Source organism: Myxococcus sp. CA051A, assembly GCF_013336705.1.
GTDB lineage: Bacteria > Myxococcota > Myxococcia > Myxococcales > Myxococcaceae > Myxococcus > Myxococcus llanfairpwllgwyngyllgogerychwyrndrobwllllantysiliogogogochensis.
The window spans coordinates 144447-163794 of record NZ_JABUMS010000013.1 but is presented as its reverse complement, the minus strand read 5'-3'; the positions used below and the strand labels follow the sequence as shown (position 1 = coordinate 163794).

The window sequence follows — 19348 nt, the reverse complement described above, 5'->3', positions numbered from 1 at the left end:
TTCAACCTTCCTCGGGTTCCATGGAGAGCCGCAGCGGGAACCCATTGTCCCGAGCCGCGGCCTCCACCGTCTTGAGCTTCGTCTCGGCGACCTCGAACGTATAGACGCCGGCCACTCCGACTCCGTTGTAATGAACGTGCAGCATGATCTGCACGGCATCCGACTCCGACTTGTGGAAGACCTCCCTCAGGACGGCCACCACGAACTCACGCGTCGTGTAATTGTCGTTGTGCAGAAGCACTTTGTAGAGCGTCGGTTTCTTGAGCTTCTGCTTGGGTACGGTCTCCGTGACGACGGAGCTATCGTGCTCGTCCTTCTGCGCCATAGGTTCTTCGGACTCCCTTTGATGACCGCGGAAGCGGGCCGTTTCAGGCCTCTCCCTTGAAACCTGTCTCCGCCCGCCACTGAGGCAGCCCTCCCCGGACGGCTGCCCGCTCGTGCTCCAGGAAGCCACGCACCGCCCGCTCCAGCCCGGGGTGGAGGAGCAGGTGGGCACTGTACGTGAGGCGAGGCTCGAAACCCCGGGTGAGCTTGTGCTCACCCCCCGCGCCAGGTTCGAAACGCGTCAGCCCCTGTCCAATCGCCTCCGCCACGGGGTGGTAGAGGCAGACGTTGAAGTGCAGGAACGGATGCTCCTCGAAGCAGCCCCAATAACGGCCGTAGAGGACCTGTGGCGCCCTGAAGTTGAACGCGCCGGCCACCAGCGCCCCTTCCCTCCGGACCTCCACCAGTTCGCAGCGGTGCCGGAAGTTGGAGAGCATCCGCGCGAAGAAGTCGCGCGTGAGGAAGCGCGCGCCCCACGGGTACTTGTCCACCGTGGAGACGTAGAGGCGGTACAGCGTGTCCACGTCCACCGACTGGAGGGCCTCGCCTCGCAGGGTGCGCAGCGTCAGGCCCTGTTCGGCGGGGGCGCGCATCTCCCGCCGCAGCTGGTTGCGCCGCTTGGAGTGGAAGCGGGCGAGGAAGTCCTCCATCGACTGGTAGCCGGCGTTGCGCCACTGGTACTGGACGCCCAGCCGCAGGGCGAAGCCCTGGGCCTCCAGCGTGGGCAGCTCCTCCTCGGTGGGAAAGAGGACGTGGATGCCGGAGAGGTGCTCGGCGCGGGCGAACTCCAGGGCGCCGGCATACAGCTCCGCCTCGCGGGCCGCGCGGTCCTCGCCGGGCGCCACCAGCACGCGCCGGCCGGTGGCGGGAGTGAAGGGGACGGTGAAGACGAGCTTCGGGTAGTAGCGCAGGCCCGCGCGCTCGGCGGCGGTGGCCCAGGGCGCGTCGAAGATGAACTCCCCCTGGCTGTCGTCCTTGAGGTACGCGGGCGCGGCGGCGACGAGGCGCGAACCCCTCCACAGCGTCAGGTGCCGGGGGTGCCAGCCGCGCTCCGGCACCGCGCTGCCGCTGTCCTCGAGCGCGGCCAGGAAGGCCCACTCCAGGAAGGGCAGGGCCGCCTCGTCCACGAGCCCGTTCCACAGGGACGCGGGCACCTCGTGGATGGAGGGCAGGATGCGCAGGGTGGTGGGCAGCGGGGTGGACATCGGCGTCGGCGCACGGTGGGTTCGTGGGGTCAGCCTATAACGACGGCGGGCCCCCCTTGCCACGGCCGGCCGGCCCCTACTTCCCGCGTGTCAATTCGGCGGCAAGGAAGCGGCCTGCTTCGGCCAGGCCAGCGTCGCCTCGTCGACGTCCCTCCTCGGTCTCCATGACCCGGCGGGCCGCGTCGCTGGCGGTGCCGGCCTCCAGGTCCGCCAGGACGAGGAACGCGCTCCATGCGGGTGACGCGGGCGCCACGCGGCCCGGGCGGGTGGGGCGGTCCGACAGGGTGGTGGCGACCTTCTCCAAGAGCCCGTCGTCATTGAGCCGCTTCGCGGTGCCCTTCATGGAGGCCCACGCGGACTCCAGCAGCGCGGGCAGCATCCTCCCGGCGAGGGCGGCGGACAGCCGCTGTCCGGCCTCCTCCTCGTCGATTTGATGCGCCTGGGCGTAGGTGGGGGCCAGCTTGGCGATCACCACCGCACGGGTGGCGAGATGGGCAAGTCGGGGAGGGTAGGACATGGGCGCTCCAGTGGGCGCCGTCGACGACCCGGGCGCGAGTTACCAGCGGACCAGCAGACGGTAACCGTCCGCGCTGCGCTCCTCTACCGTGATTCGCGGCTGGGCGTTGGCCAACTCCAACATCCGCTCCAGGCCACCGGCCATCAGGTCCGGTCTGTTGTAGCGGTCGGTGATGTGCAGCCGCCGGCCTCGCTCGCCCACCTGGGACATGGTGATTTCGATGTCCGCGCGGCCCATCATCGCCAGGTAGCGGGGGATGCGCTCCGCGGCGCGGGCGGGGCCAATCATGGGCAGGGCCACCGCCGCCACGCGCCCCACCAGCGTCTCCGCGAAGCCGTTGACGAGCGTGCGGCCGACCTGCCGGTAGCCCTCCTCGTCATTCAGCTCTCCGAAGGCCTCCTGCCGGGCGAGGGCCGCCGCGCGCTGCCAGACCTGGACGGGGTAGTCCATCTCCGGCCGCTTGATGTCGTAACCCAGCGCGGCCAGCTCCTCCACCAGCCGTCCCGAGGCCTTCAGGCCCCGCACGAACAGGCCCTCCAGCACGCTTCCGGGGATGCGGGGCGGCGGAGGCTGGACCTGCTCGACGGGTCGGCGCAGCGGACTGATGGCCATGTGAAGCTCCCAGGGGAGCAGAGGTCCGTCCACCATAGTGGAGTTCCGTTTCTGCCGCGAATTCGGGCTGTTCTTTTATTTCCCGATGAGTCACGGGAAGCGGACGTGGCGGGGAGGGGAGCGTCGGTTTGATTCCCCGAGGGTCGGGTTGCTATGGGGCCGCGAGCGCCTTAGAGGAGAGGACCGAGGAGAACTGCATGTCGGTGAACATCCAGCTGGAATGGACCCCCAACCCGAGCACGCTGAAGTACGTGGTGGATCGGCGACTGTTGGCGGGCGGCGCGGTGAGTATCACGAATCCCCAGGATGCCCAGGCGAAGTCGCCCCTGGCGCGCAAGCTCATGGACGTGCGCGGCGTCACGGCGGTGATGATTGGCACCAACTTCGTGACGGTGACGAAGGGTGACGAGGGTGAGTGGGACGAACTGAATGACCAGGTGATGGAGACGCTGGATACGCACCTCACGGCGAACGAGCCGGTGGTGGACGAGGAAGCCATCGCGGCGGCGCGTCAGGCGACCGCGAGCGACGGTGGCGGTTCGGTGGAGGCCCGCATCCGGGACATCCTGGACGCGGAGATTCGTCCGGCGGTCGCGATGGATGGTGGCGACATCACGTTGGACCGCTTCGAGGACGGCATCGTCTACCTGCACATGAAGGGCTCGTGCGCGGGTTGTCCGTCGTCGACGGCGACGCTGAAGATGGGCATCGAGGGGCGCCTTCGGGAAATCATTCCCGAGGTCCTCGAGGTGGTGTCCATCTGAGGCGCAACGTCAAGGCTTCACAGGTCCGGCGGGAGCTCCTGCCGGACCAGTCGCAGGCGCTTCTGCGTGAGCTGCACCTGCTCACGCGCGAGGGTCACCTCAACGCGGATGCGCTGCGCAAGCTCAAGCAGGTCAACCACCTGATGGGCTTGTTGCGTCCGGCGGTGGAGGACGTGAAGGCGCGTCATCCCGAGTCCTCCGTGTTCGTGGACGCGGGCAGCGGCAACGCGTACCTGGGGTTCGTGCTCTACGAGCTGTTCCTGAAGGACGCGGCCACGGGCACGTTGCTGTCGGTGGAGGGGCGGCCGGAGCTGACCGAGCGCGCGAAGGGGCGCGCCGAGCGGCTGGGCTTCTCACGGATGCAGTTCCAGACGGCGCACATCGACCAGGCGGCGTATCCGGAGCGCGTCCATCTGGTGATGGCGCTGCATGCGTGTGACACGGCCACGGACGACGCGCTCATCGCGGCGGTCCGGCATGGCGCGGACCACGTCGCGGTGGTGCCGTGCTGTCAGGCGGAGGTCGCCGCGCAGCTGAAGGAGCACCGGCAGGCGGCCCACGGGAGCATGGGCCTCCTGTACGCGCATGCGTGGCACCGGCGCGAGTTCGGCTCGCACCTGACGAACGTCATCCGCGCGCTGACGCTGGAGTCGTTCGGTTATCAGGTGACGGTGACGGAGCTGACGGGCTGGGAGCACTCGTTGAAGAACGAGCTGATCCTCGCCAGGCGTGTGCACCGGGACAACCGGCGAGCGCGCATCCAGCTCGAGCGACTGCTGGCGGAGACGGGCGTGAATCCGAAGCTGACGCGGGAGCTGGGCGTGAAGCCCGCCGCGTCGGTGGGCGTGCCGTTGCCCGCCGAACCGCTGCCCGAGGCGCCGCAGGCGGTGTCCTCCGAGGAAGCCGCACAGACCGCTGAGAGCTGAGTGTGTGACGAGGAGGCTCGTGAAGGGCCTCCTCGTGGCGCGTGGCCGCCGCGCACGGGTGTAGAGCCGTGCGCGGGCCCGAGGTTTGCCTCGTGCCTCATGTGAGACTAAGTTGTCTCACATGAGACGGACAAGAGCCGGCGCCCCTCCCTCCGTAGCGTCTGGCTCGGATACTCGAGCGAGCATCTTGAGCGCGGCGGCTCGTGCGTTCGCGGTGGACCCCTCCGCGTCACTCGTCGATGTGGCCCGGTCCGCGGGAGTCGGACGGGCGACGCTTCACCGGTACTTCAGCTCCCGCGAGGAGCTCATCCGCGAGGCGGGGTTGGACTCCCTGGTGCAGCTCGAACAGGCGTTGAAGGCGCACCGGTTCGAGCGGCTGGCTCCCGATGTGGCCCTGGAGTCCCTGGTGGGCGCGCTGACCCCCTGGGGCGACAGGCTCCGGTTCCTCCTGGTCGTCTCCGAGCTGAGCCAGGAGCCTTCGCTCAAGGCCGCTGAAGCCCGGGTGGACGAACAACTCATGCGCATCCTGCTTCGCGCCAGGGACGAAGGCGTGCTGCGCCAGGACCTGCCGAGCGCGTGGTTGTTCGCCACCTTCGAGGCGCTTCTGTATGCGGCCTGGACGTCGGTCGCCCAGGGTGACCTCGCCGCGAACGATGCCGCTCGAACACTTCACGAGACGCTGCTCCACGGCCATGGCACCGGGCGCCCCGCTGGCGCCAGGAAGGCGCGCCCACGATGACCCCGAATCCCACGGAGCGGCTTCGCGGCATCGATATCGCTCGTGCATGCGCCATCTTCGGGATGTTCGTGGTGCATGCGTTCCTCGTTCTCGGGCCTCCCAGTTCTGGCCTTTCGGGCTGGGAGCGCATCGTGTTCAACCTGACCGAAGGGCGCGCCGCCGCCACCTTCGTCCTCCTGGCGGGCCTGGGGGTGGGGCAGCTGCTCTCGCGACGGGAAACCACCGACTCACGTCGCGTGCTGTGGCGTCGAGCCCTCTTCCTGGGCGGGCTGGGAGTTCTCAACCTCATCGTGTGGCCTGGCGACATCTTGCGGCTCTACGGCGTCGCGCTCTTCGCCGCGCCGTGGTTGCACCGCTGGTCATCCAAGGCCCTCTCGGGGCTCGTGGCCGCGCTCATCCTCCTCTTTCCGCTCGCGGCCCTCCTCGTGGACTGGGATGCCCGTTGGGACTGGGCCACGCTCACCTACCGGGGCCTTTGGACTCCCTCCGGTTTTGTCCTCAACCTGGGGGTCGATGGCTTTCGGCCCTTGCTCCCCTGGTTGGCGTTCTTCGTCCTGGGCCTGCGGCTGGCCCGGCTCGACTGGCGCGACAGGGCCACGCAGCGGCGAATGCTGTGGGCGGGCATCTGGCTGTTCGTCCTGGCGGAGGTCGCCTCGGCGGGGCTGGTGAAGCTCGCGATTCAAAGCGCGATGGGTGAGCGGTTGGGGGCACAAATCGTGACGGCGCTCCTCGGTACGCACTCCATTCCGCCCATGCCGTTGTTCATGCTCTCCGCGCTGGGCATCGCCTGCCTGGTCCTGGGTGGCGGCTTCGTGCTGGGGGACCACCTCCCGCGACGCCTTCAGGAGGCGCTGGTGTCCACGGGGCGCCTGGCGTTGACCTGGTATCTGGGCCATGTGCTGCTGCTGGTGGGGCTCGCCCTCGCTGGATACGGCAACCGCCTCTCCGCGCTTGCCGCCATGGGGGTGGCGTTCGCTGGGTTCGCGGGTGTCGTCGCCGTGTCGACCTTGCGAAGCGGAGCACCCATGTTGCTGGAGCGAATGCTCCGGCGCTTCTCCACACCGAGCCCCCGTGCTGACAAGGCGATGGAGTCACCGCCCGAATCGCCTCGCGAATGAGTCAGAAGGGCGCGGGGCAGTCGAAGGTGATGCTTGCCCCTGTCCCTGGATGTTGGAGGGTGAGCGACTCCGCGTGGAGCATGAGTCGCGCTCCCCCGCGTCCGTAGAGCCGGTCGCCGACGATGGGCGCACCGAGCCCGAGCGGATGTGAGGCATGGACCCGGAGCTGATGAGTCCTTCCCGTGAGCGGAACGAAGGCCACGCGGGTTCGCCCATCGCGCCGTTCGAGGACTCTCCACTCCGTCACGGCGGACTTGCCGTGGACGGTGTCGTGAATCTGTCGAGGGCGGTCATTCAGGTCGACGCGCATCGGGAAGTCGATGCGGCCCTGGTCCTCCTGGATGAGTCCCTCCACCCACGCGACGTAGCGCTTGCGCACTTCACGGTGCACGAACTGGCTCTGCAGTGCCGCATGCGTGCGTGAGTCGAGCGCCGCGACAATCAGGCCCGACGTGTCCAGGTCCAGTCGGTGTACCAGGAGCGGGCCGGTGGCCTCGGGATGACGCGCCCGAAGCCGCGTGAGCACGGAGTCCGTGAGCGACTCTTCGCGCCCAGGCACGGACAGCAGCCCGTGGGGCTTGTCGATGACGACGAGCCACGGGTCCTCGAACAGGACGGTCAGCGCGCCAGGGGCCGCGGGTGGCGGCACGAAGGTTCGTGGCGGGGAGACCTGAAGTCCTTCCAGCATGAAGGGGAGCAGGGGACCGCACTTGTCGCGACAGGCGGCGTAGTACGCGCCGGAGACACGTCCTCCCGCTGGAGGCGGTGCGCCCCACCAGAACTCCGCGAGCGCGATGGGTCGCAGCCCGTGGGCATGCGCGTATGCGAGCAGCTTGGGGGCGGCGCAGTCGGCGGCACCGGAGGGCGGCTGGCCGCGCTCGTAGAGGGCTCTCAGGAGGCGACGCTCACCGCGCGCGCTGGTGATGACGTAGGTGTCGTGGATGCGCCGCATGAGTGCGCGACTCACCATGTGGCGCAGGCGCTCCAGGGCGCGGAGTCGTCGCTCCCGTCGCGCGAGTTGCGGCTCGATTCGCTGTCGCTCCTCCGCGTGGGTGGCTTCCAGACGGCGTCGCTCGGCTTTGTCCCCTCGACTCTCCTGGTCGAGCGCATGGAGCGCGGCGCGTTTCGCGGCCTCGTCCCGCGCATCCGGTGCGGTGGTGTCCATCGAATCGGCTGAACCCCGCCGCTCCCGCGCGGCCGTCTCATCCCGAGCGGGCCACGCGAGAGGCTGCACTGATTCGGCCGGGCCTCCTCGCTCCCCAGGGGGATGGGAGTCCATGGGAACTCCTGGATGCTCCGGAGATGGCCGCGTCCTCGTGAGCTCCGCCCGACGTGCATGACGCTGCTTTCGACGCGCCTCGTGTCGCTCACGCAGCGCCGAGAGCTCCGCCGCGTGTCGAGCCGACTGGGCCGCATGGGCGGCCCGAAGCGCGATGAGCTCGGGCTCGGACCCCAGGGCTTCAGAGCGAGCCAGCAGCGCCTTCACCGTCGCCTCGCCCTCGGGCTCCAGGCGTGCTCGGGCCTCACGGTCGAACAGCGGTGGAACGAAGCCCTCGATATCCCAACGTCCGGCGAGCATCCCCGAGAAGGCTCGCAGGAACCCGACGCGTCCATCGGGCTGGCGCACCACCAGCACGCCGAACATCTTCCCGCCTTCGGGACTCTCCAGCAGGGACAGTGGCACGTCCGTGGCGAGGTTCCGCGAGCGGAGCTCCGCCTGGAGGACCTCCGCGGCCTGCCTCGCGAGCGCCGAGGGCCCCAGCTCATCGAAGGGGCTCGGGAAACTTCCCGGTTCATCGGGAAGCTTCGTCCGGGGCTCGAAGAGGGTGACACGCGGGTCCACGTGTCCACCGCTAACATGAAACCCGGGCCCACTGCGAACGGGCCCGGGAGCCGAGCGCTCCCTGCGTTACTGGAGAGCGACCTTCCCATCCGGCTTGCGCTGGAAGCGATACAGCACGAAGCCGACAGCGAGCGCGATGGCACCCGCGATGAGGTTCTTCCGCTGGGCGCTCAGCGCGAACACGACACACAGCGAGGCGGCGGCGATGGGAATCACCGGTCCTCCCGGGATGCGGAACGCATTGGCCGGCTGCTGGAGCTTGCGCCGCAGCACGGGCACGGCCACCGCGGTGCCGAAGTACGTCGCCAGCCGGGCCACCACGGAGAGCGTGGCGAGGAACTCGAACGAACCGGTGAAGGCCAGTGGGAGCGCGATGGCGGTCTGGGTCACGATGGCGACCATCGGCGTGCGGTAGCGCGGGTGCAGCGTGGCGAGCGCCGCCGGACCGAAGCCATCCTGCGCCAGCGCGTAGAGATAGCGAGGCCCCGCGAGCACCGTGTTGCTGTTGGTGCCGAGGATGGACAGCACTCCACCCACCGTCATCAGGAGCCCGCCTCCGTTGCCCAGGAAGCGCGCGGCGGCGTCCGCCAGCGGCGTCTTCGAGTCCACGACGCCCGGCAGCGTCCCCAGGGCGACCCACTGCACCGCCGTGTAGATGAGCGTGACGACGCCAATCTGCACGATGAGCGCGAAGGGCACGTCGCGGCGCGGATTCTTGAACTCACCGGCCGGCGCCGCGGTGTTCTCGAAGCCCGCGTAGGCGAACAGGAGCAGCAACACGGCGGCGCCCAGGTCGCCGTCACTCTTCGCCACCACGGAGGTGGCCAGCGGCGCCGACACGAAGAAGATGCCCACGGTGATGAAGACGAGCAGCGGCACCGTCTTGGTGATGGCCAGGAAGACGGCGGTGCGCGCGCCGCCCTTCACGCCGACGACGTTGATGGCGGTGAGCGCGAGCAGGGGAATCGCGATGGCCAGGCCCTGCCCCACACCCTCGTTGGCTCCAGGCCACAGGTAGCCGAGCGCGCGGGAGAAGCCGACGGACAGCGAGGCCACCGAGGAGACTCGGGCGAGCCACGTCATCCACCCTACCTGGAAGCCCACCAGTTCACCGAAGGCCTCGCGCGTGTAGAGGTACGCGCTGCCGGGCTTGTCGAAGTAGCTGGCGGCTTCCGCGAAACACAGCACGAGCAGCAGCACGGCCAGTCCGGCCACCACGACCGCGCCCGTGCTGGCGGAGCCGAGGTTGGCCGCGGCGGCGGCGGGCAGGAGATACACCCCGCTGCCGATGACGTCGTTGATGGAGAAGCCCACCAGCTCCCAGCGGGAGACAGCGCGCTTCATTCCAAGGTCTTGGGGAGTCGAATCGCTACCAGTCGTCATGGTGGGGTGGGGGAGGCCGGGGTGGACCTGACAGGGAGGACCACTGGAGCATATGCGGGGAGAAACCGCGAATTCAGGGACTCCCGAGCCCCACGCGAGCCGTGACTCCGGCGCGCGAACCTCACCCCTTCAAATACGACTCACGCCGTCAGCAGCAGGCGACACCTCAGCCCGCCATTGCGCACGGGCAGACTGCGCGCGCCGGGCAGCTCCAGCGCCTTCACCAGGGCGGAGTCCTCCGGAACCAGCAGCGCCGCGCGCCAGCCCGCGAAGCCCTTGCGAACCAGGGTGCCGAGCGCGCGGTAGAGGCCGGGCAGGTCCTCCCCTTCGCCCAGGCGCTTGCCATAGGGCGGATTCGCGACCAGCAACCCGGGCCCACCCGGGGGCGCGGTCAACGTGCGCAGGTCCTTGCGCTCCAGCGCGAGCGTCATGCCCGCGCGCCGAGCGTTCCTGCGCGCCGTGCCCAGCGAGCCCGCGTTGATGTCATAGCCATACACGGCCGCGCGCGGTGCCGTCAGCGTCTCCGCCTCCGCGCGCGCCTTGCGAGTGGCCCAGGCGCTCGCGTCGAAGCCCGGGAAGGACTCGAAGGCGAAGCCATGCAGCAACCCTGGCGCGCGACGCATGGACATCCACGCGCCTTCCACCAGGAAGGTGCCAGAGCCGCACATCGGGTCCACCAGCGGCTGTGTGCCGTCATACCCGGCCAGCATCAGGATGCCCGCCGCGAGCGTCTCCCGCAGGGGCGCGCGGCTCACCTCTTGTCGATAACCCCGGCGATGCAGCGGCTCCCCGCTGGTGTCCGCGCTCACGGTGAAGTCATTGCCCTCCACGCGGACCAGCAACGTGAGCCCCGGGCCGCCTTCGTCGTCGAGCGGCCCCGCCCGGCCCACCTCGGCCAGTCCCCACGCCTTCGACGCGGCCGAGAAGACAACGCCCTGGCTCGGGACACCCGCGCGGTGCAGCGTCACCGAGAGCCGGGGCGGCGCGCCCCTGTCCCACGTGCGTGACAAATCCAACGCGCGCAGCCCGCGAATCAGCGCGCCCTCGTCACTCGCGTGGAAGGAGCCCAGCCGCAACAGCACCCGGCTCGCGGTGCGCAAGCGCAGGTTGGCTTCCAGATGCAGCCCCGTGGGCCCCTGGAGCTCCACCCCGCCTTCGACGAGGGAGGGCTTCCAGCCCAGCGCGGAGCACTCCGCCTCCAGCGCGGTCTCCAGTCCGGGAAGGGTGGACACGTAGACTTGTTCTTCGGCGCGGGCGGTCGTCACGGGAGGCCCCATTGTCCGTGCTCCTGCGGCGACCGCAACGCTTCATTGCGGAATCACGGCGGCGATGCGGCCGGCGACTCGGACTCCAACGGCCTGGGCACCCGGGGCGGGTCGTCCGCGTAGACGCCCCGATACTCGGGAGGCAGCAGCTTCGCCACCCGGCGCATCATCGCGTCCACCAGCGCCTGCCGCGTGTCCTCCGCGCCCGCGACCTCCGCCTCCAGGTCCTCCATCCGGAACGCGGGGCCCACCCGCACGCGGACGTGGGCGTTGTACAGCCGCTCGCCGCCCATGTCCGAGTCGTTGATGGGCATCAGCTTCTCCGTCCCCATCAACGCCACCGGTACCACCGGCGCACCTCCGCGTTTGGCGATGAGCGCCACGCCCTTCTTCGCCTGGTGCAGCGCCCCATCCCGACTGCGCGCGCCCTCCGGGAAGATGAGCACCGAGTCGCCGCCCTTGAGCGTCTCCACCGCCCGGCGCACCGCCTCGATGTCCGGCGAGTTGGGCTTGATGGCGATGGTGTCCATCACCTCCGAGGCCAGCCGCGTCATCACCGTGCTTTGCAGCTTCACGCCCGCCAGGAAGTACAGCCGCCGGGGACGGAACGCGCGGAACAGCGTGAAGCCGTCCGCATTGGACAGGTGGTTGCAGATGTAGAGACAGGGCTCGTCGGGGATGTTGCCCCGGCCCTCCACGACTTCGTCGGCCAGCGCATCCCACACGCCGTCCATCAGGGTGCGGACCACATGTCGCCGGACACCTTCCGGCAGTCGGGCCATCAGGGAAAAGAGAATGCGGAGCACGCGTCGGTCGCCTCCACCTCGGGACGGCCCGAGAGCATGGTCCGGTCGGAGCCCACGCGTCCGACCGTTACCGCCAGGGCTTCAGCACCGCCACTGGCCACCAGAAGATGTAGTCCTGCGGGGGCTCCAGGTCAGTGCTCGCGAGGAGTCCGCCTCCTGCCCGCAAGCCGTCCCGTCGTGCAGCCAACGCTCCGGACCGACTCTGGGACGGGGCAAAACCGTCCATGTCACCCACCCGTGACCCCCTGGGCGTGCGCGAACCCATCGGCGAGCACCCCGGGTTTGCGCTAAGGGAGGGAGCCATGAGCGCCGCCGAATCCACCCTCTCGCGCAGCAGGAAGCCCGTGGAGTACGAGGTCACCGTCGCCCACGTGCGGATGGACACGCACGACACCGCGACACTCTTCCTCGACTTCGGCGAGCCCCGTCCGGACTACAAGGCCGGCCAGTTCATCAACATCGACCCGCACCAGTTCCACGCGCTCGGGCGCCTGTCCGCCTACCTGCAGGAACAAAAGGGGCGCAAGGAGCCCCAGCGCTCGTACTCGCTGGCCTCCGCGCCCCATGAGCCCCATGTGGCCATCACCGTGAAGGACGAGGAGTTCATCCCCGGCCTCACCCGCTACCCGCCGCTCCTGTCCCCGTTCCTCGTCCACGGGCGGCTCACCGGCGCGCGACTCAAGGTGCTCGGCTTCATGGGCCCCTATGTGCTGCCGGACGACGTGGACCAGCGCACGGACCACGTCGTCCACATGGTGGCCGGCTCCGGCGCGGTGCCCAACTTCGGCATCATCAAGGATGCGCTCCACCGGAATCTCAAGGTGCGCCACACCTTGCTCATGTCCAACAAGACGTGGAGCGACGTGCTCTACCGGGACGAACTGGAGGTGCTGGAGCGCCAGCACCCGGACCGCGTCCGGCTGGTGCACACCCTCACCCGTGAGCTGGACGAGTCGCGCTTCGGCGCCAACGTGCGCAAGGGCCGCGTCCACCAGGCCCTGCTGGAAGAGCTCATCCCGGACCGGGCCACGTGCCTGGTCTACGCGTGTGGCCCCGCGATTACGCCGTGGGACCGCCGCAAGGCGCTGGAGACGCGCACTCCGGCCACGCCGCGCTTCATGGAGACGGTGCTCGGACACCTGCACGCGCTCGGCATCGACGACAAGCGCATCAGGCGGGAAACGTACGGGTAGGCCCCAGCGGGAGCACCACCTCGAAGCGCGCGCCCCGCTTGGGCCGGCCGCTCGCGCGCACCTGTCCTCCGTGCGCGAGCACCACGCGCTTGACGATGGCCAGCCCCAGGCCCCGTCCGTTGGCGCGCGTGAGGAAGAAGGGCTCGAAGACGCGGCGCGGGTCCACGTCGGGAATGCCCGGGCCCTCGTCCTCCACCACCAGCCGCACGCCGCCCCCCACGCGCTCCACGTTCAGCCGCACGCGCCCGCCCGGCGGTGAGGCCTGCACCGCGTTGCGCACCAGGTGCGTCGCCGCGAGCTGGAGCAGCGTCTCATCGCCCATGATTTCGGGAACGTCTGGCGCCTCGTCCACGGTGAAGCGCAGCGTGGGCGCATCCGGTGGACCATGCAGCTGGCCCAGCGCGCGCCGCACCAGCTCACCCAGGTGCACCAGCCGCGGGCGCGGCTCCAGCGGACGCACCACGTCCAGCAAATCCCTGACGATGTCTTCCAGCCGGATGGCCTCTTCCTCCAGCATGCCCACCGCGGCCTGTCCCGTGGGGCCCAGGTGCGCCTCGCGGCGCAGCACCGCCACCGCGTTGAGGATGGCGCCCAACGGATTGCGCACCTCGTGGGCCACCACTCCCGCCGCCTCGCCCAGCACCGTCAGCCGCTCGTGCGCGACCAGCTCCTCCTGGAGCCGGGTCACTTCGACCAGTCGCTCCGCCGCCACGCGGTGGTGACGCACGTTCTCCAGCGCGCCGCCGAGCAGCTGCGCGAAGAGCTCCAACGTGCCCGCGGCGGCCGGCGTGAGGTCCAGGCCCTGCGCGGAGAGGATGCCGAAGGGCTGGCCCTCCACGAATATGGGCGCATCCAGGGCGCGGATGCCGGGAGGGTAGGCGCGCTGGATGTCCTCGAAGACCTCGCTTGTGTGGACGCGATGGGCCGCGCCGAGCGCGTCCTGATGGAAGGCCGCCTTGCGCCGCGCGAGCACCTCCGCCAGGTGGGGCAGGGTGCCGAGGGGAAGGCGGACCTCGGAGATGGGCATGCCGTACTTGCGCTCGGCCAGCGCGACGATGGCGGGCTCCTGCCGCATGGGGCCGTGCCGGAACGTGTCTCCTTCGACCAGGAGGATGGCCGAATAGAAGCCCTGCCGGTGGACGGCGTCGATGGCCGTCTCGAGGACCTCCTGCTCGTCGCGCGCGCGCAGCATGTCCGCGGCGGCCGCGCCCAGCGCCTCGGTGAGCCGGCGGGTGGTGTCCACGCCCTCGGCGTCGTGCAGCAGCACCACCGTCTCTTCCTGCGTGGCGCCCGGTGCATAGGTCGCCGCCACCGTGCGCTCCTTCCCGTCGGCTCTCCGGATGCGCAGCCACAGCGGGTGCTCCGGCCGGGTGCCGTCCCGGGTGAGGGCCTCGTGGAACGCCTCCACCCAGCCGCGCTCGGCGGGGATGAAGCGGGCGATGAGCGCGGTGACGGGCGTGGCCTTCAGCTCGTCGAGGGGAATTCCCAGCAGCGAAGCCAGGGCCGCGTTGGCGACCACCACCTGATCGCCTCGGGTGACCGCCGCGGGAGTGGGCAGCCCGGCAAGCAACCAGTAGTCAGAAGGGGCGGCGGAGGCGTCGGGAGGCACGGAAGTCATCCTGGCGGACGGCGCGAGGGGGCCGGGAGGGGGATGCAATCGATTTCGGGGTGTCCCGTAGGAAAGGGGGAGGGGACACAACGAAGGATGGACACCATGAACTTCATGAACGTGATGGGCCGCGATGACCTGGAGCTCAAGGCGGTGATGGCGGTGATGGCGGCCTTCGTCATGACCGGGGCCGTGTTCCTCGGTCAGCTGCTGTAGCAAGCCACCCCGAGCGGGCTCACCCGCTCAGGGCTTCTTCGGAGGCTTGCGGCTCACGAACTGCTGGATGAACTCCCGCTCCTCCTTGCGGAGGCTGCTGAGCCGCAACCCATAACCTCGCGGGTTCTTGCCGTCCTCCAGCGAGTTCTCCCAGATGACGGAGCTTCGCAGCGTCATCACGCGCGAAGGGTCATCGAACCGCAACGTCAGCTCCACCAGGGTGCCCAGCCGCAGCGGCTTGTCCGTGGCGATGAAGAGGCCGCCGGAGGAGAGGTTGATGATGCGGTGGTCCGTGAAGATGCCGGTGTTCTGCATCGACACCTTCACGTCCGCATGGATGCGATCATCCGCGCGGCGCTCCAATCCCACGAACTCCGCGCTGGAATAGGTGGGCGCGGCGACGGCCTTGCGCAGCGGCACCGCGGGTGGTGGTGGCGCGGGCGGCGGCAGCGTGTGCGTGCGCTGCACTGGCGGCGAGACAGGCGCGCGCGCGGCGACGGGCGCGGACGTCGCATGCATCACCGGCGGCGGAGGCCGGGCGGGCATCACCGGCTGCGGCGGTGGCGCGACGGGCGGCGCGATGACGGCCACGGGCGGCGGCGCGACGGCGGGAACACGAGTGGCCACGGGCGGCACCACGGCGGGCGCCACCGAGGCCACTGGCGGAGGAGGCGGGGGCGGCAGCGGCCCGTCCATGTCCAGCCGGGGAGGCAGCGGCCGGGCCTGTTGGTAGGCGCCCTGCGCGTACAACACCTCCACCTCGCGCATGCAGCGCGACAGGAAGTCGAAGATCTCCGCCGACACCTTGCGCAGCTCCGGATGCGTCTCCGGTGACAGGTGTTCGGGTGAGAAGCGCTTGGCCATGCGGAAGAAGGCCAGGCGCACTTCGTCCAGGCTCGCGTTCGGCTTGGCTCCGAACACCTCGTGGGGCGGCAGGTTCTGAAGACCCCGGAGCTGGGTGCGCAGGCGCTCGGCCTGCTGCTGCTCCACCGAGGGCGAGGGCCGGGTGGCCGCGAACAAGTCACGCAGCTCGGGCAGCTCCTGGACGGCCACCCATTGGGTGCCGTCGCGGGAGGCGCGCACGGCGGCCTTCAGCCTCCCGGAGGAGATCAGCTCTCGAAGGGCCTGGAGGGCGAGGGGGCCCAACACGCGGCCCAGGTTGTCCGCTACCCAGTAACCGACAGCAGGAGACGACACGCAGACACCTCTGAAGTCAGTGAGCGAGCGCCTGGCGCACGGCCGAGGCGATTTCCAGCGGATGGAAGGGCTTTCCCACGAAGCCCACCGCGCCCGCGGCCATGGCCTGCTCCACGACGGGCTCCGCATCCATGCTGCTGATGACGAGCACCCGCGTGTTGGGCGACACCTGCTTGATGGCGCCGAGGACTTCCAGCCCACTCTTCTTCGGCATGAAGAGGTCCAGGAACATCACCGCGGGCTGCTCGCGCGCTGCCACCGCGAGGCCTTCCTCTCCGTCCGCGGCTTCGAGCAACCGCAGCTCGATGCCCGTGTCGGCGATGACGTCCTTGAGGATGCGGCGCACGAAGCTGTCGTCGTCGACGAGCAGCAGTGTCGGGGTGTCGGACATGGCGCCGCATGATACTTGGACCGCGCAACATCCGCGCGAGGACCTGGAGCGCCTGCCTGCCTTTTTAGGTTAAGGGGTGAGCATGCCCATCGCCCAGGCTCTCTCTCACTTCGAGTCCCAGAAGACCGCCTACCTCGAGGACCTCATGGCCCTCGTGCGCATACCCAGCGTCTCGTTTCCTGGCTTCGACTCCGCCCGGGTGCGTCAGAGCGCTGAGGCGACTTCTCGACTCTTGGGAGACCGTGGGTTTGAAAACATCCAGCTACTCGAAATCGAGGGCGCCCACCCCTACGTCTATGGCGAGGTGTTGCGGGCTCCAGGCGCACCCACGTTGCTGTTGTATGCCCATCACGATGTGCAGCCAGCGGGCGACGAGTCGCTGTGGAAGAGCCCTCCGTTCGAGCCACAACTGCGCGATGGCCGGCTGTACGGGCGTGGCACGGCGGACGACAAGGCGGGCATCGTGGTGCACACGTCGGCGGTGGACGCGTGGCTGAAGGGCTCCGGTCGGCTGCCGCTCAACGTGAAGGTCATCATCGAGGGTGAGGAGGAGATTGGCAGCGGGCATCTGTCCGCATTCCTGCAGAAGCACTCGGCGCTGTTGAAGGCGGACGCCATCGTCCTGACGGACACGGCGAACTTCGACACGGGGCTGCCGTCCATCACCACCGCGCTGCGGGGGCTCGTCACGGTGGACGTGGAGGTGCGCGCGTTGAATCAGGCGGTGCACTCCGGCATGTGGGGTGGACCGGTGCCGGACCCGGTGATGGCGCTGTGCAGGATGCTGGCGACGTTGACCCACGCGGACGGCTCCATCGCGATTGAAGGGCTGCGAGAGCAGGTGAAGCCGCTCACGCCGGGCGAGCGCGAGAGCATCCAGTCCCTGCCAGGGAACGAGGCGTCCTTCCGCGAGCAGGTGGGGCTGTTGCCGGGCGTCCAGGTGTTGGGAGGACGGCACCCGTTTGAGATGAACTGGCGGCAGCCGAGCATCGCCATCAACGCCATCCAGGCGAGCACTCGCAAGGACGCGCGCAACATCATCTGCGACGCGGCGTGGGCGCGCGTGGGCATCCGCATCGTCCCGGACCTGGAGGCGCGGGATGTCGAGCAGCGGCTGAAGGAGCACCTGAGCAAGGTGTGTCCGTGGGGGCTGGAGGTGAGCTTCCACACGGAGGGGGCCTCGGGCTGGTGGTACACGGACCCGTCGCACCCGGCGTTCCAGGCGGCCTTCCGTGCGCTGGAGAAGGGCTATGGGACGAAGGCGGTGGCCATCGGCTGCGGCGCGTCCATTCCCTTCGTGGAGCCCTTCGCGAAGGAGCTGGGCGGAGTGCCCGCGCTGCTCATCGGCGTGGAGGACCCGTACACGTACGCCCACTCGGAGAACGAGAGCCTTCACGTGGGGGACTGGGAGAAGTCCATCCGCAGCGCCATCCATTTGTATGAGGAGCTGGCGAGCGCGCTCACCGCGCGGTGAGTGGTGGCCTTTCGCTCAGGGGCGTTGGGTGGGTCAGGCTTCGTCGTCGGGCAAGAGCGTGCGGAGCAGGTCGTCGTCGGGACCGAGCGGGCGCCATCCAGGGGGAGGCGGCATCGCGAGAAGGGAATCGCCCACCTGATCGACGCGCTCTTGATGCGTTTCAGGAGTGTAGCTGCCCCACCGAGCAAGCGCATGAGCGACATCGAAACGCGTGCTGTCGTTCAACACGGAGGGCCATCCGTCCGGAAGCTGCTGATGCAACTCTCTTACGAACTGACTGCGCACCAGCCGGGTGACTTGATGGCTTCGTTCCGCTTCGGCTACCAGCCCCGAGAAGACCTGCACGCCCGCGAGATCGTCCTTTCCCAGCTCCTCGGCCAACTCGACCAACGACGCGGTGGGACGTGCCTCGGCAAAAGCAGTGAGGGAGTCGTAACCATGCGCGCGGACGCGCTCGTAGAGTCGCGCCTTCCAGTTGCCTTGCCAGGAACGCCCGTCGGTCATCGCCTGCTACCCAGAGTGAAGCTCATCCGAATGTCGTAATCCTTCATGCTCTGTGAGACGACCTTCAAGACCTCGTTCCGCGACAACTGGTGGCCAGCTCTACGTTCCGCTTTCTGCAGGAGAGCCATAATCATCCGATTCCATTCGCCAGGCCAGGTTCGCCCGAGTCGCCAGTCGCCACCACCATGAATCGCTTCGTGATGGGCTCGCTCCATCCGGACACAGAACTGGTCGATGTCCATGGCGCCCGTGAAGCCGCGCTGCTCGAACCATTTACGGTGCTCTCGTGGCAGGACATGGTGCTTTGGAGCGTCCGCCATGCCCGCCCCGGCTTTGCCCGTCTCGTGCATGCCACGAACCTCGGGGCTGTCGCCCAGGGCTTCACGCACGCCCTTGGGCAAGTCCCGGTGCGACTGCGCCATCAACACCTGTCCGGCGTGGACACGGACAGCCGCGCTAGCGACCGGCATGGAAATGACTCCTGCCTGTACGAGCCGTCGCATCATCTCCACCCACTCCGCGGAGACAACGAGGTGCGAGCCCGCCATCACTCCACCTGGACCCACAGCGAGGCGCGCGCCTAGGAGGACGGGCCCTGAGGGAGGCAGCCGGGGAAGCGACACGCGCAGCGCCGAAACCATGGCCACCAGTTCGAGGAATTGTGCCGCCGCGATGACTTGCCCTGTACGCTCCATTGCCATGCGCGCCCCCTCGCGAATGGTGCTGAACTCCTGGGTCAGTTTCCCCATCAGCTCGGGCATCGCGGCGGCCGTGGCCTCCACGCGTCCTGGATCCAGGGAGGAGAGCGCCGTCATCGCCGGCTCCAGCCGCTTTTGTACGCGGTCCATGTCCGTGAGCAACTGTTCCACGCTGTAGAACGGGCACTGCTGAAGCAGGGCGTCGGCGAGCTGGAGTAAGTCGAACCAGGACGCCAGCAGCATGACTCCAGCCATGGCCGCCTGGAGGCGAGGCCCTGCCATCTTGAGAAGGCCCACCGCCATGTCCGGGTCGTCCACCGACTCGGAGACCTCCACGAGCGTGGCCGTTCCTCGGAGTGCGTCACGAAGCCAGGGTACCTGGGTCGAGCCGTAGGCGAAGTAACGCGTGAAGAGGTCGGCGTTTCCACCAAGGCCCCGCGTGTGAGCCGCGAGCCTGGGGATGGCACTGGAGAGTTCCTCCGTGGAGCCCTTCACTTTGTCCACCGCCGCCACGACTGCTTGCCGGGTCTGTATGGCTCGCTGCTGGCTGTCCGCGATGGCCTC

The 19348-nt window shown here is 69.0% G+C and carries 19 protein-coding genes; 6 read left to right on the top strand and 13 right to left on the bottom strand.

What is annotated here, in order from left to right:
• Position 1: 1 nt before the first annotated feature.
• The 4 genes from HUA74_RS32190 to HUA74_RS32175 all read right to left on the bottom strand — a co-directional run bounded on the left by HUA74_RS32190 (position 2) and on the right by HUA74_RS32175 (position 2658).
• Entirely contained in the window at positions 2 to 325 is a 324-nt protein-coding gene (locus tag HUA74_RS32190; RefSeq protein ID WP_141645688.1) for an ATP-dependent Clp protease adaptor ClpS, read from the bottom strand.
• Between the two features lie 43 nt (positions 326 to 368).
• Positions 369 to 1529: a GNAT family N-acetyltransferase gene (locus tag HUA74_RS32185; protein ID WP_174457595.1), complete on the bottom strand. Its 1161-nt coding sequence runs from the start codon at positions 1527 to 1529 to the stop codon at positions 369 to 371.
• Between the two features lie 76 nt (positions 1530 to 1605).
• The gene (locus tag HUA74_RS32180; protein ID WP_141645686.1) at positions 1606 to 2046 is read right to left on the bottom strand and encodes a hypothetical protein; all 441 of its coding nucleotides are present in this window, start codon (positions 2044 to 2046) and stop codon (positions 1606 to 1608) included.
• A gap of 39 nt (positions 2047 to 2085) precedes the next feature.
• Complete coding sequence (locus HUA74_RS32175) at positions 2086 to 2658, bottom strand: DUF2378 family protein (protein ID WP_141645685.1); 573 nt, start codon at positions 2656 to 2658, stop codon at positions 2086 to 2088.
• Between the two features lie 197 nt (positions 2659 to 2855).
• Between HUA74_RS32175 and HUA74_RS32170 the strand changes: the two genes are divergently transcribed.
• The 4 genes from HUA74_RS32170 to HUA74_RS32155 all read left to right on the top strand — a co-directional run bounded on the left by HUA74_RS32170 (position 2856) and on the right by HUA74_RS32155 (position 6205).
• On the top strand, positions 2856 to 3422 hold the full coding sequence (locus HUA74_RS32170; protein ID WP_141645684.1) for a NifU family protein: 567 nt from the start codon (positions 2856 to 2858) through the stop codon (positions 3420 to 3422).
• Positions 3323 to 4348 carry an SAM-dependent methyltransferase gene (locus tag HUA74_RS32165; protein WP_371817336.1) on the top strand — a complete coding sequence of 342 codons (1026 nt, stop codon included), beginning with the start codon at positions 3323 to 3325 and terminating at the stop codon, positions 4346 to 4348. Before HUA74_RS32170 ends, HUA74_RS32165 begins: the two co-directional genes overlap by 100 nt.
• A 187-nt stretch (positions 4349 to 4535) precedes the next feature.
• Complete coding sequence (locus HUA74_RS32160; protein WP_174457594.1) at positions 4536 to 5087, top strand: TetR/AcrR family transcriptional regulator; 552 nt, start codon at positions 4536 to 4538, stop codon at positions 5085 to 5087.
• Entirely contained in the window at positions 5084 to 6205 is a 1122-nt protein-coding gene (locus HUA74_RS32155; protein ID WP_174457593.1) for a DUF418 domain-containing protein, read from the top strand. Before HUA74_RS32160 ends, HUA74_RS32155 begins: the two co-directional genes overlap by 4 nt.
• 1 nt (position 6206) lies before the next feature.
• Here the strand turns inward: HUA74_RS32155 and HUA74_RS32150 are convergent, their stop codons facing one another.
• The 4 genes from HUA74_RS32150 to HUA74_RS32135 form a co-directional block, all read right to left on the bottom strand.
• Positions 6207 to 8048 carry a pseudouridine synthase gene (locus HUA74_RS32150; protein ID WP_371817335.1) on the bottom strand — a complete coding sequence of 614 codons (1842 nt, stop codon included), beginning with the start codon at positions 8046 to 8048 and terminating at the stop codon, positions 6207 to 6209.
• A 66-nt stretch (positions 8049 to 8114) separates the two neighbouring features.
• Complete coding sequence (locus HUA74_RS32145; RefSeq protein WP_217440586.1) at positions 8115 to 9392, bottom strand: APC family permease; 1278 nt, start codon at positions 9390 to 9392, stop codon at positions 8115 to 8117.
• Positions 9393 to 9571: 179 nt separating this feature from the next.
• Entirely contained in the window at positions 9572 to 10708 is a 1137-nt protein-coding gene (locus tag HUA74_RS32140; RefSeq protein ID WP_174457591.1) for a class I SAM-dependent RNA methyltransferase, read from the bottom strand.
• 41 nt (positions 10709 to 10749) lie between these two features.
• The gene (locus tag HUA74_RS32135) at positions 10750 to 11502 is read right to left on the bottom strand and encodes a 1-acyl-sn-glycerol-3-phosphate acyltransferase (RefSeq protein ID WP_141645679.1); all 753 of its coding nucleotides are present in this window, start codon (positions 11500 to 11502) and stop codon (positions 10750 to 10752) included.
• A gap of 302 nt (positions 11503 to 11804) precedes the next feature.
• Here HUA74_RS32135 and HUA74_RS32130 point away from each other — a divergent pair, with 302 nt between their 5' ends.
• Positions 11805 to 12695, top strand: coding sequence for an oxidoreductase (locus tag HUA74_RS32130; RefSeq protein ID WP_174457590.1), 891 nt, complete (start codon positions 11805 to 11807; stop codon positions 12693 to 12695).
• Here HUA74_RS32130 and HUA74_RS32125 read toward each other — a convergent pair.
• The 3 genes from HUA74_RS32125 to HUA74_RS32115 form a co-directional block, all read right to left on the bottom strand.
• Entirely contained in the window at positions 12673 to 14313 is a 1641-nt protein-coding gene (locus tag HUA74_RS32125) for an ATP-binding protein (RefSeq protein ID WP_174457589.1), read from the bottom strand. The two genes, HUA74_RS32130 and HUA74_RS32125, sit on opposite strands and share 23 nt — an antisense overlap.
• 234 nt (positions 14314 to 14547) lie before the next feature.
• Positions 14548 to 15717: a TIGR02266 family protein gene (locus tag HUA74_RS46065; protein ID WP_174457588.1), complete on the bottom strand. Its 1170-nt coding sequence runs from the start codon at positions 15715 to 15717 to the stop codon at positions 14548 to 14550.
• A gap of 16 nt (positions 15718 to 15733) precedes the next feature.
• Positions 15734 to 16108 carry a response regulator gene (locus HUA74_RS32115; protein ID WP_141645963.1) on the bottom strand — a complete coding sequence of 125 codons (375 nt, stop codon included), beginning with the start codon at positions 16106 to 16108 and terminating at the stop codon, positions 15734 to 15736.
• A gap of 82 nt (positions 16109 to 16190) precedes the next feature.
• Here HUA74_RS32115 and HUA74_RS32110 point away from each other — a divergent pair, with 82 nt between their 5' ends.
• Positions 16191 to 17582, top strand: a complete 1392-nt coding sequence (locus tag HUA74_RS32110) for a M20/M25/M40 family metallo-hydrolase (protein WP_174457587.1) — start codon at positions 16191 to 16193, stop codon at positions 17580 to 17582.
• Between the two features lie 33 nt (positions 17583 to 17615).
• On the opposite strand, the gene HUA74_RS32105 is transcribed toward HUA74_RS32110, so the two are convergent.
• Positions 17616 to 18086, bottom strand: coding sequence for an NUDIX hydrolase (locus tag HUA74_RS32105; protein ID WP_141645961.1), 471 nt, complete (start codon positions 18084 to 18086; stop codon positions 17616 to 17618).
• Positions 18083 to 19120, bottom strand: coding sequence for a DUF2380 domain-containing protein (locus HUA74_RS32100; protein WP_371817334.1), 1038 nt, complete (start codon positions 19118 to 19120; stop codon positions 18083 to 18085). Before HUA74_RS32100 ends, HUA74_RS32105 begins: the two co-directional genes overlap by 4 nt.
• Positions 19121 to 19348 lie beyond the last annotated feature (228 nt).

Bases quoted from the DNA above. Each gene is read 5' to 3' on its own strand.
- HUA74_RS32190 (WP_141645688.1), bottom strand. From the start codon at position 325: ATGGCGCAGAAGGACGAGCACGATAGCTCCGTCGTCACGGAGACCGTA.
- HUA74_RS32185 (WP_174457595.1), bottom strand. From the start codon at position 1,529: ATGTCCACCCCGCTGCCCACCACCCTGCGCATCCTGCCCTCCATCCAC.
- HUA74_RS32180 (WP_141645686.1), bottom strand. From the start codon at position 2,046: ATGTCCTACCCTCCCCGACTTGCCCATCTCGCCACCCGTGCGGTGGTG.
- HUA74_RS32175 (WP_141645685.1), bottom strand. From the start codon at position 2,658: ATGGCCATCAGTCCGCTGCGCCGACCCGTCGAGCAGGTCCAGCCTCCG.
- HUA74_RS32170 (WP_141645684.1), top strand. From the start codon at position 2,856: ATGTCGGTGAACATCCAGCTGGAATGGACCCCCAACCCGAGCACGCTG.
- HUA74_RS32155 (WP_174457593.1), top strand. From the start codon at position 5,084: ATGACCCCGAATCCCACGGAGCGGCTTCGCGGCATCGATATCGCTCGT.
- HUA74_RS32145 (WP_217440586.1), bottom strand. From the start codon at position 9,392: ATGAAGCGCGCTGTCTCCCGCTGGGAGCTGGTGGGCTTCTCCATCAAC.
- HUA74_RS32140 (WP_174457591.1), bottom strand. From the start codon at position 10,708: ATGGGGCCTCCCGTGACGACCGCCCGCGCCGAAGAACAAGTCTACGTG.
- HUA74_RS32130 (WP_174457590.1), top strand. From the start codon at position 11,805: ATGAGCGCCGCCGAATCCACCCTCTCGCGCAGCAGGAAGCCCGTGGAG.
- HUA74_RS32125 (WP_174457589.1), bottom strand. From the start codon at position 14,313: ATGACTTCCGTGCCTCCCGACGCCTCCGCCGCCCCTTCTGACTACTGG.
- HUA74_RS32115 (WP_141645963.1), bottom strand. From the start codon at position 16,108: ATGTCCGACACCCCGACACTGCTGCTCGTCGACGACGACAGCTTCGTG.
- HUA74_RS32110 (WP_174457587.1), top strand. From the start codon at position 16,191: ATGCCCATCGCCCAGGCTCTCTCTCACTTCGAGTCCCAGAAGACCGCC.
- HUA74_RS32105 (WP_141645961.1), bottom strand. From the start codon at position 18,086: ATGACCGACGGGCGTTCCTGGCAAGGCAACTGGAAGGCGCGACTCTAC.